At 37.3% G+C, this 14,780-nt stretch carries 14 protein-coding genes; 7 read left to right on the top strand and 7 right to left on the bottom strand.

The window, feature by feature from the left end; genetic code table 11:
- Positions 1-59: 59 nt before the first annotated feature.
- Both AACU98_RS07780 and AACU98_RS07775 read right to left on the bottom strand, forming a co-directional pair.
- Positions 60-230 carry a hypothetical protein gene (locus tag AACU98_RS07780; RefSeq protein WP_017827182.1) on the bottom strand — a complete coding sequence of 57 codons (171 nt, stop codon included), beginning with the start codon at positions 228-230 and terminating at the stop codon, positions 60-62.
- 33 nt (positions 231-263) lie between these two features.
- Entirely contained in the window at positions 264-410 is a 147-nt protein-coding gene (locus AACU98_RS07775; protein WP_004248541.1) for a hypothetical protein, read from the bottom strand.
- Between the two features lie 673 nt (positions 411-1,083).
- On the opposite strand from AACU98_RS07775, the gene acnB reads away from it, so the two are divergent.
- From acnB to AACU98_RS07750, 5 genes are all read left to right on the top strand, one after another.
- On the top strand, positions 1,084-3,681 hold the full coding sequence (acnB, locus tag AACU98_RS07770) for a bifunctional aconitate hydratase 2/2-methylisocitrate dehydratase (RefSeq protein ID WP_004244067.1): 2,598 nt from the start codon (positions 1,084-1,086) through the stop codon (positions 3,679-3,681).
- 170 nt (positions 3,682-3,851) lie between these two features.
- The gene (locus tag AACU98_RS07765; protein WP_004244066.1) at positions 3,852-4,223 is read left to right on the top strand and encodes a YacL family protein; all 372 of its coding nucleotides are present in this window, start codon (positions 3,852-3,854) and stop codon (positions 4,221-4,223) included.
- Positions 4,224-4,314: 91 nt separating this feature from the next.
- Positions 4,315-5,175 (top strand): small-conductance mechanosensitive channel MscS, encoded by an 861-nt coding sequence (mscS, locus tag AACU98_RS07760; protein WP_004248539.1) that lies wholly within the window; start codon positions 4,315-4,317, stop codon positions 5,173-5,175.
- A gap of 168 nt (positions 5,176-5,343) precedes the next feature.
- Positions 5,344-5,967: an arginine exporter ArgO gene (argO, locus tag AACU98_RS07755; RefSeq protein ID WP_004244063.1), complete on the top strand. Its 624-nt coding sequence runs from the start codon at positions 5,344-5,346 to the stop codon at positions 5,965-5,967.
- Positions 5,968-6,057: 90 nt separating this feature from the next.
- Positions 6,058-6,792: an oxidative stress defense protein gene (locus AACU98_RS07750; RefSeq protein WP_004248538.1), complete on the top strand. Its 735-nt coding sequence runs from the start codon at positions 6,058-6,060 to the stop codon at positions 6,790-6,792.
- Between the two features lie 167 nt (positions 6,793-6,959).
- Here AACU98_RS07750 and AACU98_RS07745 read toward each other — a convergent pair whose 3' ends face one another.
- The 3 genes from AACU98_RS07745 to AACU98_RS07735 all read right to left on the bottom strand — a co-directional run bounded on the left by AACU98_RS07745 (position 6,960) and on the right by AACU98_RS07735 (position 8,779).
- Positions 6,960-7,490 (bottom strand): hypothetical protein, encoded by a 531-nt coding sequence (locus AACU98_RS07745; protein ID WP_223842420.1) that lies wholly within the window; start codon positions 7,488-7,490, stop codon positions 6,960-6,962.
- Complete coding sequence (locus AACU98_RS07740; protein WP_004244060.1) at positions 7,456-7,677, bottom strand: hypothetical protein; 222 nt, start codon at positions 7,675-7,677, stop codon at positions 7,456-7,458. The genes AACU98_RS07745 and AACU98_RS07740 overlap by 35 nt, the downstream gene beginning before the upstream one ends.
- A 202-nt stretch (positions 7,678-7,879) precedes the next feature.
- Positions 7,880-8,779, bottom strand: coding sequence for a LysR family transcriptional regulator ArgP (locus AACU98_RS07735; protein WP_004244059.1), 900 nt, complete (start codon positions 8,777-8,779; stop codon positions 7,880-7,882).
- Positions 8,780-8,939: 160 nt separating this feature from the next.
- Here AACU98_RS07735 and rpiA point away from each other — a divergent pair, with 160 nt between their 5' ends.
- Complete coding sequence (gene rpiA / locus AACU98_RS07730; RefSeq protein WP_004244058.1) at positions 8,940-9,596, top strand: ribose-5-phosphate isomerase RpiA; 657 nt, start codon at positions 8,940-8,942, stop codon at positions 9,594-9,596.
- A gap of 355 nt (positions 9,597-9,951) precedes the next feature.
- Complete coding sequence (serA, locus tag AACU98_RS07725) at positions 9,952-11,202, top strand: phosphoglycerate dehydrogenase (RefSeq protein ID WP_004248535.1); 1,251 nt, start codon at positions 9,952-9,954, stop codon at positions 11,200-11,202.
- 76 nt (positions 11,203-11,278) lie between these two features.
- On the opposite strand, the gene AACU98_RS07720 is transcribed toward serA, so the two are convergent.
- Both AACU98_RS07720 and AACU98_RS07715 read right to left on the bottom strand, forming a co-directional pair.
- Entirely contained in the window at positions 11,279-13,402 is a 2,124-nt protein-coding gene (locus AACU98_RS07720; protein ID WP_161735779.1) for a type I secretion system permease/ATPase, read from the bottom strand.
- A gap of 13 nt (positions 13,403-13,415) precedes the next feature.
- The gene (locus AACU98_RS07715) at positions 13,416-14,777 is read right to left on the bottom strand and encodes an HlyD family type I secretion periplasmic adaptor subunit (protein ID WP_065424183.1); all 1,362 of its coding nucleotides are present in this window, start codon (positions 14,775-14,777) and stop codon (positions 13,416-13,418) included.
- Between the last annotated feature and the right edge of the window lie 3 nt (positions 14,778-14,780).

The raw sequence follows: 14,780 nt of genomic DNA, 5'->3' as shown, positions 1-14,780 counted from the left end.
GTATTTATTTCAGTTATTAATAAACAGGGTAAGAGTTAATTTATGATGAATAAGTTCTTCTATAAAATTATTCTTCTATTATTTGTTTTTTTTATTAAATGAAGGGCAGTAAAATTTTCAGTCATATTAGTTTCATTTTGAAGAATAGGAAGTAGATCTGCTGCAATTAGCTTTTCAAACTCTTTGTTTATGCATGGATTTTCCAGCATGCTTTTAATTATTGAAGCCATATAAATAAAACCAGAAGCAGGAATGTGGATCACTTACTTTAGGGCTAATTCTTCATCTTTTTCTGGCATGATACCTTGTGCTATTTTATGAGGATCTTGACCGACAAAATAGAGTGAAAATATACTATTATTATAATTAATGCTTGATATTTCTTGGACAAATTTTTCGTTAATTGCCATAAAGACTTTCTCCATATAATTAATCATTTTAATGAATAAATCGATAATTTTCTTTTTTTAAATGTAAAGGTTGAACGTAATTGCTAAGTGCTATTTGTAAATGAACTTAATGAAATTATTGTTTAAATAATTAGCATGGTAATGCTATTTCATATTAATATGTTAGATTTTAAAACTCTATCAAAAAATAATTATTATATGGGGTTTATAGTAGTTTATTGATTAAGTTTTTATTTGTTGGTGATGTTGGGTTTATTTTTATAAGCATTCTATTTAAAATAATTCTAAAGGATGTATGTGTAAGGTTTATTGTTCTAGTTATTTATTACTTAAATCAAATGACTTTAATTTACAAGATAAGTTACGTTTACCGAGTAGCACTGATATCTATTTATTAACTGAGTTTATTGGTAAAAACGAGGCTGGTGAAAAATGCCTATTAGATTGAGTGTCATAATATGAATAAGGTGAGATTTACGTTTGTTGTATGTTGCTTTTATGTGAACGAATTAACATAGTGTTGAAAATTTGCTATGCTGATAGCCCTTAGCTGGGCATAATTTCACAACCATAGATGTTTTATGCGAGCAAAAGATCCTCTGACCTGGCATCCAACTAGATAGGGTGCAGACAGCCGGGTTATACAAAATGACAAAGAAGCGAGGAGAAAGTCGTGCTAGAAGAATACCGTAAGCACGTAGCAGAGCGTGCAGCTGAAGGTGTCGTTCCAAAACCTCTCGATGCCACACAAACAGCCGCACTTGTTGAGCTATTAAAGTCCCCCCCAAAAGGCGAAGAAGAATTCCTTCTTGATTTAATTGTTAACCGTGTTCCACCCGGCGTTGATGAAGCCGCTTATGTTAAAGCAGGTTTTTTAACGGCTCTCGCAAAAGGTGAAACAACATCACCGCTTATCACGCCAGAAAAAGCCGTAGAATTATTAGGTACTATGCAAGGTGGCTATAATATCCATGCATTAATTGAAGCGCTAGATAACGACAAACTGGCTCCTATTGCGGCAAAAGCACTTTCTCATACCTTATTGATGTTTGATAGCTTTTATGACGTTGAAGAAAAAGCGAAAGCTGGCAACGTTTACGCGAAACAAATTATGCAATCTTGGGCTGATGGAGAGTGGTTTACTGAACGTCCAGAACTTGCTGAAAAAATCACGGTAACCGTGTTTAAAGTGACGGGTGAAACCAATACAGATGATTTATCACCAGCACCAGATGCTTGGTCTCGTCCTGATATCCCATTACACGCTCTAGCTATGCTAAAAAATGCCCGCGAAGGCATTGAACCCGACCAACCGGGTAGTGTTGGCCCGATTAAACAAATCGAAGCACTGAATAAAAAAGGTTTCCCACTGGCTTATGTGGGGGATGTTGTCGGAACAGGCTCTTCACGTAAATCTGCAACCAACTCGGTACTTTGGTTTATGGGGGATGATATCCCTTATGTACCAAATAAACGCGGTGGTGGGGTTGTATTGGGTGGCAAAATTGCCCCTATCTTTTTCAACACGATGGAAGATGCCGGTGCATTACCTATTGAGGTTGATGTTTCTAAATTAAATATGGGCGATGTTATTGATATTTACCCATACAAAGGTGAAATCCGTAACCATGAAACCAATGAGTTATTGGAAACCTTTGCACTAAAAACAGAAGTACTGATTGATGAAGTGCGTGCGGGTGGTCGTATTCCTTTGATCATCGGTCGTGGATTGACCTCAAAAGCTCGTAGCGCCTTAGGTTTACCACCTAGCACTTTATTCCGTCATGCCAAAGCAGTGGAACAAAGCGATCGTGGTTTCTCACTTGCACAAAAAATGGTGGGACGCGCTTGTGGTCGTGATGGTATTCGCCCTGGTGAATATTGCGAACCCAAAATGACCTCCGTTGGCTCTCAAGATACTACAGGGCCAATGACACGTGATGAACTGAAAGATTTAGCATGCTTAGGTTTCTCCGCTGATTTGGTTATGCAATCATTCTGTCATACCGCCGCTTATCCAAAACCTGTTGATGTAACCACCCATCACACGTTACCTGATTTTATTATGAATCGTGGAGGGGTTTCACTGCGTCCGGGTGATGGCATTATTCACTCATGGTTAAACCGCATGTTATTGCCAGATACTGTTGGTACTGGTGGTGACTCACATACACGTTTCCCTATTGGTATTTCATTCCCTGCAGGTTCAGGCTTAGTCGCTTTTGCAGCGGCTACAGGAGTAATGCCATTAGACATGCCAGAATCGGTGTTAGTACGCTTTAAAGGTAAAATGCAACCGGGGGTAACGCTACGTGATCTGGTTCATGCCATCCCACTTTATGCGATTAAAGAAGGGTTATTGACTGTTGAGAAAAAAGGTAAAAAGAATATTTTCTCTGGTCGTATCTTAGAAATTGAAGGTTTACCTGAACTTAAAGTTGAGCAAGCCTTTGAGCTAGCTGATGCATCGGCTGAGCGTTCTGCTGCGGGTTGTACGATTAAATTAGATAAAGCACCGATTATCGAATATCTACAATCTAACATTGTCTTATTAAAATGGATGATAGCAGAAGGTTATGGTGATCGTCGTACACTTGAGCGTCGTATTACGGCAATGGAAAATTGGTTAGCTGATCCGCAATTACTTGAAGCAGATGCGGATGCTGAATATGCGGCTGTAATTGAAATCGACTTAAACGAAATCAAAGAGCCTATTCTTTGCGCGCCAAACGATCCTGATGATGCTCGTCTATTATCAGAAGTTGCAAACAGCAAAATTGATGAAGTCTTTATTGGCTCTTGCATGACCAATATTGGGCATTTCCGTGCAGCGGGTAAATTACTCGACCAACATAAAGGTCAATTACCGACACGCTTATGGGTTGCACCACCAACAAAAATGGATGCAGCACAACTGACTGAAGAAGGTTATTACAGCGTCTTTGGTAAGAGTGGCGCTCGTATCGAAGTGCCGGGATGTTCATTATGTATGGGTAACCAAGCGCGAGTGGCGGATGGGGCAACGGTTGTTTCAACATCAACACGTAACTTCCCGAATCGTTTAGGTACGGGGGCGAATGTCTACCTTGCATCCGCAGAGCTTGCGGCAGTGGCTTCACTGTTAGGACGTCTACCAGAGCCACAAGAGTATCTTGATTTCATCAATAAAGTCGATGAAACGGCGGAAGATACTTACCGTTATCTCAATTTTGACCAACTAGAGCAATATACAGATAAAGCAACACAAGTGATTTTCCAAACCACGGTATAACTGAGTTTGATTTTTCACTAAAAATTGATTACAACTGCGTTCCAACATATAACGTTGTTCAGCAGTCTGAAACAGGAGGCAATGCCTCCTGTTTTTTTGTTATTTTTGCCATAATAACAATAGATATTTTATATAGAAAAAGGCGACAGCTAATTTAAGGGGCATACACCATGGACTATGAATTTCAGCGTGATCTTACTGGCGGTATATTGGCCCGTTTTTCAATGGATCATGAGGCGATTGGTTATTGGTTAAATGATGAGATCCAAGGTGATATCAGCTTAATCGATCAAATTTTGACTGAGATGGACGAAGTTAAAGGCAGTGAGAAACAGTGGCAATTGATTGGTAAAGAATACAGCTTATCTATTGATGATGAGGAAATTATGGTAAGGGCGAATACTCTCCATTTTGAAACCGATGATTTAGAAGAAGGGATGAGCTACTACGATAATGAAAGCATCGCATTTTGTGGATTAGATGATTTTGCTACTATGCTACAAAAATATCGGTTATTTATTCTGGAAAATAGAAGAAGTTAACAAATCCCATATATTTATTAAATAAATCTGCCACAATATACTATTGGTTGCTATTCTTTTTATTAGGATTATAAGTTTAAAAGGTGGTCTAATGAATGAATTACCTGCGAGTTTAGATGAAGCAACAGGTTGGTTTGTTGCTAATCAAGAACTCTTTATTCAATATGCTGTGAATATCGTTGCTGCATTCTTGATCCTATTTATTGGTCTTTTTGTCGCTAAAATGGTCAGTAAAGGGGTTGCACGAATTTTAACGTTACGCCATATCGACGCAACTGTTGTGACATTCTTGTCTGTCTTGGTGCGTTATACCGTTATTGCATTCACTTTGATTGCAGTATTAGGTCGATTAGGGGTTCAAACAGCTTCTGTTATCGCAGTACTTGGTGCGGCAGGTTTAGCGGTTGGTTTAGCATTACAAGGCTCACTCTCTAACTTTGCAGCGGGTGTTTTAATTGTTATCTTCCGTCCTATTCGTGCTGGTGAATACGTGATGATTGGTGCTGTCGAAGGTACGGTGCGAGATGTACAAATATTCTCGACCACATTACGTTCAGCGGATGACCGGATCATTGTTATTCCAAATAGCAAAATTATCAGTAGTGAGGTTATTAACCTTAGCCGTGAGCCAAATCGTCGTACACAAATTATTGTCGGCGTTGCTTATGATGCTGATATTGATAAAGTCAAAAAAGTGCTCGGTGATGTTGTTGCGCAAGATAAACGTATTCAACATAACCAAGGCGTGACAATACGTTTACATGAAATGGCGCCTTCTTCATTAAACTTTGTGGTACGTGTTTGGACCACCAATGATGATGCATGGCCAGTTTATTGGGATCTTATGGAAAACTTTAAACGCGCGCTAGATGCAAATAATATTGGTATTCCATTCCCACAAATGGATGTCTATATGCATCAAGCACAAAATACCGTGATGAAAGCAGAATAAGCACTATTGTTATAAAACACATCTCAAGAGCCACCGATTAAGCGTGGCTCTTTTATTTTTACCGCTATTAGTTTTTCTTATTATCAATAAGAATGATTCATTTCCTCTAATAACAAAATCCTTTTATTATTTTTCTTAATTTAATGAATAATTATTAGGATATTTTGCATGTTAACAACATTTTTTCAGGGGTTTTTATTAAGTGCAGCAATGATATTGCCCATTGGTGCGCAAAATGCCTTTGTTTTGCAACAAGGTAGTAAAAAACAATACCATTTAATGAGTGCATTTTTATGCGCTTTAAGTGATGTGATATTAATTAGCGGGGGAGTCTTTGGTGGAAGTGCATTACTGAGCCAATCAGAATATCTTTTATTACTGATCACTTGGGGCGGTGTGGCTTTTTTATTGTGGTATGGCTGGAATGCGTTTAAAACCGCTTTTACAAAAGAGATTGAATTATCACAACATAAAAATCAAGTGAAAAGTCGTTGGCGGGTGATTGTAACTTTAGTTGCCGTCACTTGGCTAAATCCCCATGTTTATCTTGATACCTTTGTAGTGCTTGGCAGTATCGGAGGGCAATTATCAGCAGAATTACGTCCTTGGTTTACTTTTGGCGCGGTATTCGCATCGATTAGTTGGTTTTTTGCTTTATCACTACTAGCGGCTTGGTTTTCACCTATTTTAAGCCAAGTGACCGCTCAACGTATCATCAACTTGTTTGTGGGGTGTGTGATGTGGTTTATTGCTCTGCAATTGGCCGCTCAGGGATGGAAAAACCTCTTTTAATCTGAAAGAACTTTACAACAGATATGCTAATGTTGTTATAACTGTAATTTAGTGACAATACCCATACATGATTTTTGTCAGGAGGTTTTTGTGAAAGTAAAAGCAATGGTATTAGCATCCATGTTAGCCCTTGGAGCACCCTCAATCGCTTTAGCCGGGGCGGTACCTGAAGGACCCCATATAACTACATCAGGTAATGCAACAATTAAAGCGACTCCTGATATGGCGACACTTAATATTCAGGTTAGTGAAAAAGCAAAAGATGCAGCTCAAGCTAAAAAACAAGTGGATGAGCGTGTTGCAAAATATTTTGCCTTTTTAAAAGAAAACGGTGTGACGAAAGAAGATATTGATGCTGCCAACATTCGTACACAGCCTAATTATGAGTATGATAAAAAAGCAGAACGTTCGGTGATTAATGGCTATACAGCAACACGAACCGTAGATGTAAAAATCAAAAAACTTGATCAGCTTAATACCTTACTGGATGGGGCATTAGCAGCAGGGCTAAATGAAATTAATAACGTTGAGTTTGGCGTTAATGATCCAGAACAGTACAAAGCCAAAGCACGAGAAGTGGCAATTAAAAATGCCATACAACAGGCAAGTTCAGTGGCAAAAGGGTTTGGTGCTGATTTAGGGGCTGTTTATAGTGTAAGTTATCGCGCACCAGAAGCAACACCTTATCCAATAGCACGAATGAAAATGGATGCTATGGCATTAAGTGCCCCGTCACCGGAAGCAGTAAAAGAGACCTATCAACAACAAAGCATTGAGTTTAAAGATTACGTTGACGTGGTATTTGAATTAAAAACAGCTAAATAATCTTTACCATCAAAGGATAAGATGTATTGGCTCAGCAGTGAGCTGATACATCTATGTTATAGCGCAGGATCAGATCTGGTAGTTCTTTTGGGTGCGAAAAACGGTTATTAAGCTTATATTTTAAAATGATTTTATGTCAGAAAATATTACATATATAAAAAGCATCTTTACTTATTTTCTTGGTCAGGCGAATCATTGTTATTTTTATTAACGTTTTGAACTGAAGATGAAGGTTCGGAACTAATTTTTTTTCCATTTTCAATACGGCGTTTTAAATCAGATGACCGTCTTTCAATATGAGATTTAGTTTTACCTGCACCCGGTGAACCTAAATAGGTTCTATGATCAATAATGGTCTCAATGAACATAAAATCGTCTTGTCCAACAACGGGATCAAAAGTAATTATTAGAAGTGGATCATTGTCCTTTGGCTTGGCACGAGTATGAAAGTAAGTTGCATAATATACGCTTTCCTCACCAGAGGCGTTAAAACGTGAAGACTTAATCCTACCATATCTAAATTCATAATTTTCCGTATAAATTTCGACCTCTAAGCCATTCCTCCATTTAGCTATTAATGTGGCAATATCAGCCATTAATATTGCCTGTTTATTTGAAGGATATCCTAAACTTTGGGAAGTCAAATAAAAACTTGCACGGAGATCAACGCCCGAAATAGGTTTTTTTATGATTGGCACCGTGAGATCCTTTCACGTAAGGTTGTTGTTTTGTAGTTGGAATAGATGCAGTAAACTCACCTAAGCTTTTCAGCAGGCTGGCTTGAATATCAGCAGGGGTATTACCTTCTATGTTAGCACTACCACTTTTACGTCCAGCATCAATGGCTAGAGCAACGTTGCGACTTCGACGAATAAAAGTGCTCATCTGAATCTCCTTTTCCTATGTTCATTTATTATACAATATTATGCCCGTTAAATGCCAATAAAACTTAAATTTGCTTCTTCCGGTAGAGGAAAACATCAACTCCTCACTGTGAGTTAAACCGGTTGATGGAACACACTGGTTAAATCCCTTTCTAAGAATAGCGATAATATTGATCAAGAAACAACATCATCAACGTTACTTTTTACTCTTCATCTTGCTTAAGCACTTTACGACCATAATCAAGTAACGCATCCGTTACCTTTCTCATCGTTCTGCTTTCTGGGGCAAAACGGTGCCAATACAACATGCGGCGTTGGCATAATCCTGGCGTTAAATCAATCAATTCACCACTTTTTAGCTCATCGGCAATTTGTAGATGAGGGATCATACAACATGTTGAGCCTTGTTTAGCTAACTGAACAAAGGCTTCGGAAGAATTAACAATATGGCAGGGCACACTACCGGGAGATAAACCGAAGTTTTGCTGTAAGAAAGCCTGATGCATATCATCAAGATGGTCAAATGCGACGGCGGGGGCTTTTAACAGAGATGATTTAGTGACCCCATTAGCAAAATAACGTTGGGCAAAATCAGGGGATGCCACAAAAAGATAGTCTAATGCGCCTAATTGGTCGACTAGACAGCTAGGCAATGCTTGAGGCTGAATACTGATAGCGCCAACCACTTCACCACGTCTTAATCGCTCTTGGGTACGAGTTTCATCTTCTACTTGAATATTAAGCCGGATAGGAAGTTGTGTTAATACCGGGTGCAAAGCAGGCAATAACCAAGTAGCTAAACTATCCGCGTTGACAGCTAAAGAGAGTAAAAGAGGCGTCGAGCCACTATTTTCATCACCTAACCACTGCTCTTCTAACATTTCGACCTGATGCAGTAATGCGAGTAGCTTTTGCCCTTGCTCTGTGGGTTGGGGCGGAACCGTACGTACTAATAAAGGTTGTCCAAATAGATTCTCAAGTTGTTTTATTCTTTGTGAAACGGCAGATTGCGTAATACATAGTTTTTGTGCGGCTCGTTCAAAACCACGCTCTCGAATAACGGCATCAAGGGCTTGCAGGGCCCGATAATCAGGACGTTTCATTGACAGATTCTCTTTGATTTTATGTTCTACTGTGTACTATGCCATATTTTTAGTTTTTATGAGTTAAAATGTTGTGTCTCAAATTTTGATACACCTTGTGCGGATTTTATGGGCACTATGCTATTCTTATTCGATAAATGTGAAAAATAAGGTTTTGTAAATGACTCAAGATGAATTAAAAAAAGCAGTAGGTTGGGCCGCCCTTGAATATGTAAAACCGGGTACTATCGTGGGCGTTGGAACAGGCTCTACGGCTTCTCATTTTATTGATGCTCTTGCAACAATGAAAGGTCAAATTGAAGGGGCAGTTTCTAGCTCAGAGGCTTCAACGGCAAAACTAAAAAGCTATGGCATTCCCGTTTTTGACTGTAATGAAGTTGATTCGCTCGATATCTACGTAGACGGTGCTGATGAAATTAACCATCAAATGCAGATGATCAAAGGTGGTGGTGCGGCATTAACCCGTGAAAAAATCATTGCAGCGGTGGCAAAAACCTTTGTGTGTATTGTCGATGAATCAAAACAAGTGGATGTTTTGGGTAAATTCCCTCTGCCTGTTGAAGTTATCCCAATGGCTCGCTCTTATGTGGCTCGCGAGCTGGTTAAATTAGGTGGGTTACCTGAATATCGTGAAAACGTCGTGACGGATAATGGTAACGTGATCTTAGACGTTTATAATCTCACTATTTTGAACCCTATCGAGCTAGAAAATAAAATTAATAGTATTGCAGGGGTGGTCACTGTCGGGCTTTTCGCTAATCGCGGAGCAGACATTGTATTAATGGGGACTTCTGAAGGTGTGAAAACCATTAAATAACACGATTAAATTGTATCTCTAGTCAGAGATAACAACATCCTCTTAAAGAGAGTGGGAGAACTATATTGTTTTCCCACTCTCTTTTATCTTTCCCCTTAGATAATCAGAATGATGACTTTTTGCAAATTATTTTGAAAACCATAAATTCAGTGATATATATCACACGATAGAGATATCTCTCTTTAAAATGCTGCCATTTTTATTGTCAAAATCATTTTGCTCGGTAGAAAATCACTTTATCTATCGCTTATTCTGTCAACAGTGCAATCGGTTGTATTGCCTCAAAATCTATTTTTGTTATGTTGGTGAAACAGGATTTCGTTTTTATTCATGTAACACAAATAGGGCAGGGTAAATGGTCAAGGTATCTTTGGAAAAAGAAAAGATAAAGTTCCTACTATTGGAAGGTGTACACCAAAGTGCGGTAGAGAATTTAAGAGCAGCAGGTTATACCAACATCGAATATCATAAAGGTGCATTATCGGGAGAAGAATTAAAACAAGCTATCCGTGATGCACGCTTTGTGGGGATCCGTTCCCGCACTCACTTAACAGAAGAAATTTTTGCAGCCGCTGAAAAATTAGTTGCTGTAGGCTGCTTCTGCATTGGTACTAACCAAGTTGACTTAGATGCGGCTGCCCGTCGTGGGATCCCTGTTTTTAATGCACCTTTTTCAAACACTCGTTCCGTGGCTGAAATGGTGTTAGGGGAATTACTGTTATTACTGCGTCGTATTCCAGAAGCTAATGCTAAAGCCCATCGTGGTATTTGGGATAAACAAGCTAAAGGCTGTTTTGAAGCGCGAGGTAAAAAACTGGGGATTATTGGCTATGGTCATATAGGCACCCAGTTAGGGATATTGGCGGAAAGTGTTGGTTTAGATGTCTATTTTTATGATATTGAAAACAAACTTCCTTTGGGAAATGCAACCCAAGTTCGCCACTTATCCGAACTGCTGAATATGTGTGACATTGTTAGCTTACACGTGCCAGAAACGCCATCAACAAAAAATATGATTGGTCACGAAGAGCTATTACGAATGAAGCCAGGCGCTATTCTTATTAATGCCTCTCGTGGAACTGTGGTTGATATTCCGGCATTAGCACAAGCGCTAGAGAGTAAACATTTATCAGGTGCAGCGGTGGACGTTTTCCCAACGGAGCCGGGGGCAAATAACGATCCGAACGATCCTTTTGTATCAGAATTAATTAAATTTGATAATGTGATCTTAACGCCACATATTGGTGGTTCAACCCAAGAAGCCCAAGAAAATATTGGTTATGAAGTTGCTGGTAAGTTAGCTAAATATTCTGATAATGGTTCTACATTATCTGCGGTTAATTTCCCTGAAGTATCATTGCCTAGTCATGGTGATGATGTAAACCGTTTACTGCATATTCATGAAAACCGTCCGGGTATTATGAATAGTATCAATAACGTATTTACAGAAGAAAATATTAACGTTGCTGCACAATATCTACGTACAGCTGGTAATGTGGGTTATGTAGTGATTGACGTTACTACACAAACGAAAGCACAAGCTGAGTTAGTATTGCAGAAACTAAAAGGACTACCGGGTACCATTCGTGCTCGTATGTTGTACTAATATCGCTATTTTTATATTAAGTATAAAGGCTCAATAATTAGAGCCTTTATTTTTATGGTTCATTAGTTATCACGGTTTATTGCTGTGTCTGTTGTTGCCACAATTGCTGATAAAGTGTTTTCTTATTTAATAAATCGCTATGTGTACCTTCTTCTAATATACGACCTTTATCAATAACATAAATATAATCTGAAATAGAAATAGCATTAAGTCGGTGAGCAATACAAATTACCGTTCTATTTTTACAAATAGCCGGAAGATTGGCTAAAATTTCCGCTTCTGAGGCATAATCTAACGCCGATGTTGCCTCATCTAAAATAAGAATTCGTGGATCAGGTAAAAGTGCTCTTGCTAGCGCAATACGCTGACGCTGTCCTCCTGACAAATTACTACCTCTTTCACCTACTTGTGTATTAAATCCCTCAGGGAGTTGAGTAATAAAATGAAAAGCGCCGGCTAATTTACTCGCTTCAATAATATCTTCTTCACTACAATCGGGTTTTGATAACCGAATATTTTCCATAATAGTGCCACTAAATAAAAAATTATCTTGTAAAACAACACTAATTGATTGGCGTAAAGTAAGGGGATTGGCAATGGCGAGATCCATACCATCAATATAAATCTGGCCTTGTTGAGGAGTATAAAAACGTTGAATTAAACGTGTGATAGTACTTTTTCCTGAACCAGAGGGGCCTGTAATACCAATAAATTTGCCCGCGGGGATCGAAAAAGAGAGTTGCTCAATCACATCTGGAGTATTGGCTGTATAACGAAAGCGTACATGAGAAAATACTATACTTCCTGCAATATTAGGTACAGTAGCAAGTCCTTGATGTTGATGCTCTGTGGGAGTATTAACGATCTCGCCAATACGACGTATAGAGATGCCTGTTTGTTGAACATCTTGCCAAAGTTGGGCTAAACGTAAAATAGGTTGTGTAATATGGGTGGCAAACATATTAAAAGCCACTAATTCTCCCACACTTAATTGCGCTTTCATAATCAGATTAACACCATGCCACAAGATAATTGCCATAGTAATTTTATGAATAGCCCCAATTAATTGCTGAGCAAATAACGCTTTTTGGGCCGCTGAAAAACGCTTAAGGATATAATTAGTGAGTTTATATTGCCACTTTTCAATAAATTGATGTTCTGTTGCTGTTATTTTTATGGTTTCTATACCATTAATAGCCTCTGTTAATAAGCTCGTATTATCAGCATTTGCTTGATACTCTTGTTCAACCCAATAACGGATCATGGGGCCAAGTATCAGCCAAAATAAAAAGTAAACGACTAATGCTGCTATGGTTATCCAAGTTAATAATACGGAATAAGCAAACATTACTGAAAGAAATACGATAATAAAAATAAAATCCAGTACCATCATCAACGCAGAGCCAGTAATAAACTGGCGAATATGAGCAAGCTCTTGAATACGAGCAATAATTTGGCCAGATTGACGTTGATTAAAAAACTGACTGGGTAGCCGAATGAGGTGTTGATAAATTTTCCCTGAGAATTCGGCACCTAGGGTACAAGAAACAAAAGCATAAAGTTTATCTCGTAATAAAAGATAGATAGGCTCTATAATAGCAAGCAGCACGAGGAGTACCCCTAAAACTTGCAAATTAGAGAGGCTTCTCCCTGTTAATACTTTATCAATAATTTTTTCAAAAATAATTGGATTAACTAAAGCAAATAATTGAATAAAACAAGATAAAATAAAAATTAAATATAATGATTTTTTTTGTTTTAATAGTGATGGAATGCACCACATTAAGCTAAACTTGCTCTGTTTAGGGGTAAATATCTTATTAATAATTAGCAGTGTGGTATAAGTAATTTTTTTATCAATATGATAATGACTCTCTGTGTTAGTGCTTGGGTCAATAATAATTAATTTATCACTTGTTCTATTTTTTATAATATACCAATAACCATTAATTTCGATAAGTGTATCAATAATTATTTTATCTTTATACTCACTTTCACTATTAAAAAATGAAAATTCGCATTTTAAATTGAGTTGTTGAGCGGCTTCTATGATATTTAATTCAGAGAGATTGTCGTCATTACCTAAAAAATGAATAAGCTGCTCTTTTTTTAATGTTCCTTTATTCTTTTTTGAAAAATAAATAAGCCCATCAATAATTGAAGGATGAAGAGATGGCGTATTTTCAGTTATATAGTTCATAGATATCTCGCTATTATTTTTCTCTTAATGCTTCATGTTGATAAACTTCTATTGGACTGAGTAAATAATCAATCACTCGACGTTTTTCAATTTTTATATCGGCAACTAAAGACATACCTGTAGCCAGTTTATATTGTGCTTCATCTTCACCCATCACTTGCTTATCAAGTTCAATCAGGACAGGATAAACTAAGCCTAATTGTTCATGTTGTATGGAATCTTTTGCTATATTGACAATGGTACCTTCAATGGTGCCATAACGGGTATAAGGAAAAGCATCAATTTTAATCACCGCTTTTTGACCCGGATAGATAAAACCAATATCTTTATTGAGAATATTCACCTCAGCAACATTATGCTGAGTATCGGGCACTATCACCATCACCGCTTGTGAAGGTTGCAATACGGCTCCTAGGGTATGAACAGCGAGTTGTTGTACTGTACCTGTAACAGGAGAACGAACAATTTTTAATTGTTGACGTTTCTGAACATGATAAAGATTTTGTTGATAAATAAAAACTTCGCTTTCATATTGTTTAAATTTGTCATGCCACTCTAGGTGTTTTTGTTTTTCTAATCTATCGCGATTTTTTATATATTGTTGCTCTTGACTGGATAAAATAACCAGTTCTGATGATTTTCTTTTAATGATTTGATTAATTTCTAATAACTCCTTTTTATTTTCTAAAAACTCCATGGTACTAATGATTTTTTTATCATAGAGTTTTTTCTTTATATTAAAACGTTTTTCAATATTGTTTTTTAATTCATTTAATGAATTGATTTCTTGGTGAGTAAGAAGCTTGTTTTTATTGTTGGTTTCTATTTCAGAGTTAATGTGATTAATACTAGCATCAAATTCATCCTTTTCTTTTTGATAACTTAATAGAATCGCTTCTTTTTTTTCTTTATTTAGTAAATTAAAATCATCAATTGCATCAGGTCGGGTGTTTTGACCTAATGCTTGATAACGAATTTTTAGTAATAATAGATTTTCTATCTTATTTTTTAGATTATTAATCTCCTCATCAACACCTAAAATATCAAGTGTTAATAACGCTTCTCCTTTGGTAACTTGTTGGCCATTTTTTACATGAATGGCGCTTAAGCGACTATGTTCATAAATTTGAATTTGTTGCGAATAACCTGAAACCACTAATTTTCCTATAGCTGAAGAAAGCACATCTAATTTACCTATATATGCCCAGAGTAAAAATATAATCACACTTAATGAAATTATTATTGCAATAATACGACTATAAGGTGTCGGCGGTTTCTCAAGTACGGCGATATGATTAGGGTAAAAATCATAGTTTTTAGGCTCTTTTTTAGTTTTAAAGTAGTGAGCAATCATTTGTTTTATTTTTGATTTCATCAT

The organism is Proteus sp. G4380, assembly GCF_963885725.1.
In the GTDB taxonomy this organism is placed as follows: domain Bacteria; phylum Pseudomonadota; class Gammaproteobacteria; order Enterobacterales; family Enterobacteriaceae; genus Proteus; species Proteus mirabilis.
The sequence above is the reverse complement of the archived record's forward strand: the minus strand, read 5'-3'. Positions and strand labels throughout refer to the sequence as shown.

Bases quoted from the DNA above. Each gene is read 5' to 3' on its own strand.
- AACU98_RS07740 (WP_004244060.1), bottom strand. From the start codon at position 7,677: ATGAGCACTTTTATTCGTCGAAGTCGCAACGTTGCTCTAGCCATTGAT.
- AACU98_RS07765 (WP_004244066.1), top strand. From the start codon at position 3,852: ATGGACTATGAATTTCAGCGTGATCTTACTGGCGGTATATTGGCCCGT.
- AACU98_RS07775 (WP_004248541.1), bottom strand. From the start codon at position 410: ATGGCAATTAACGAAAAATTTGTCCAAGAAATATCAAGCATTAATTAT.
- AACU98_RS07720 (WP_161735779.1), bottom strand. From the start codon at position 13,402: ATGAACTATATAACTGAAAATACGCCATCTCTTCATCCTTCAATTATT.
- serA (WP_004248535.1), top strand. From the start codon at position 9,952: ATGGTCAAGGTATCTTTGGAAAAAGAAAAGATAAAGTTCCTACTATTG.
- AACU98_RS07715 (WP_065424183.1), bottom strand. From the start codon at position 14,777: ATGAAATCAAAAATAAAACAAATGATTGCTCACTACTTTAAAACTAAA.
- rpiA (WP_004244058.1), top strand. From the start codon at position 8,940: ATGACTCAAGATGAATTAAAAAAAGCAGTAGGTTGGGCCGCCCTTGAA.
- mscS (WP_004248539.1), top strand. From the start codon at position 4,315: ATGAATGAATTACCTGCGAGTTTAGATGAAGCAACAGGTTGGTTTGTT.
- argO (WP_004244063.1), top strand. From the start codon at position 5,344: ATGTTAACAACATTTTTTCAGGGGTTTTTATTAAGTGCAGCAATGATA.
- AACU98_RS07780 (WP_017827182.1), bottom strand. From the start codon at position 230: ATGGCTTCAATAATTAAAAGCATGCTGGAAAATCCATGCATAAACAAA.
- AACU98_RS07735 (WP_004244059.1), bottom strand. From the start codon at position 8,779: ATGAAACGTCCTGATTATCGGGCCCTGCAAGCCCTTGATGCCGTTATT.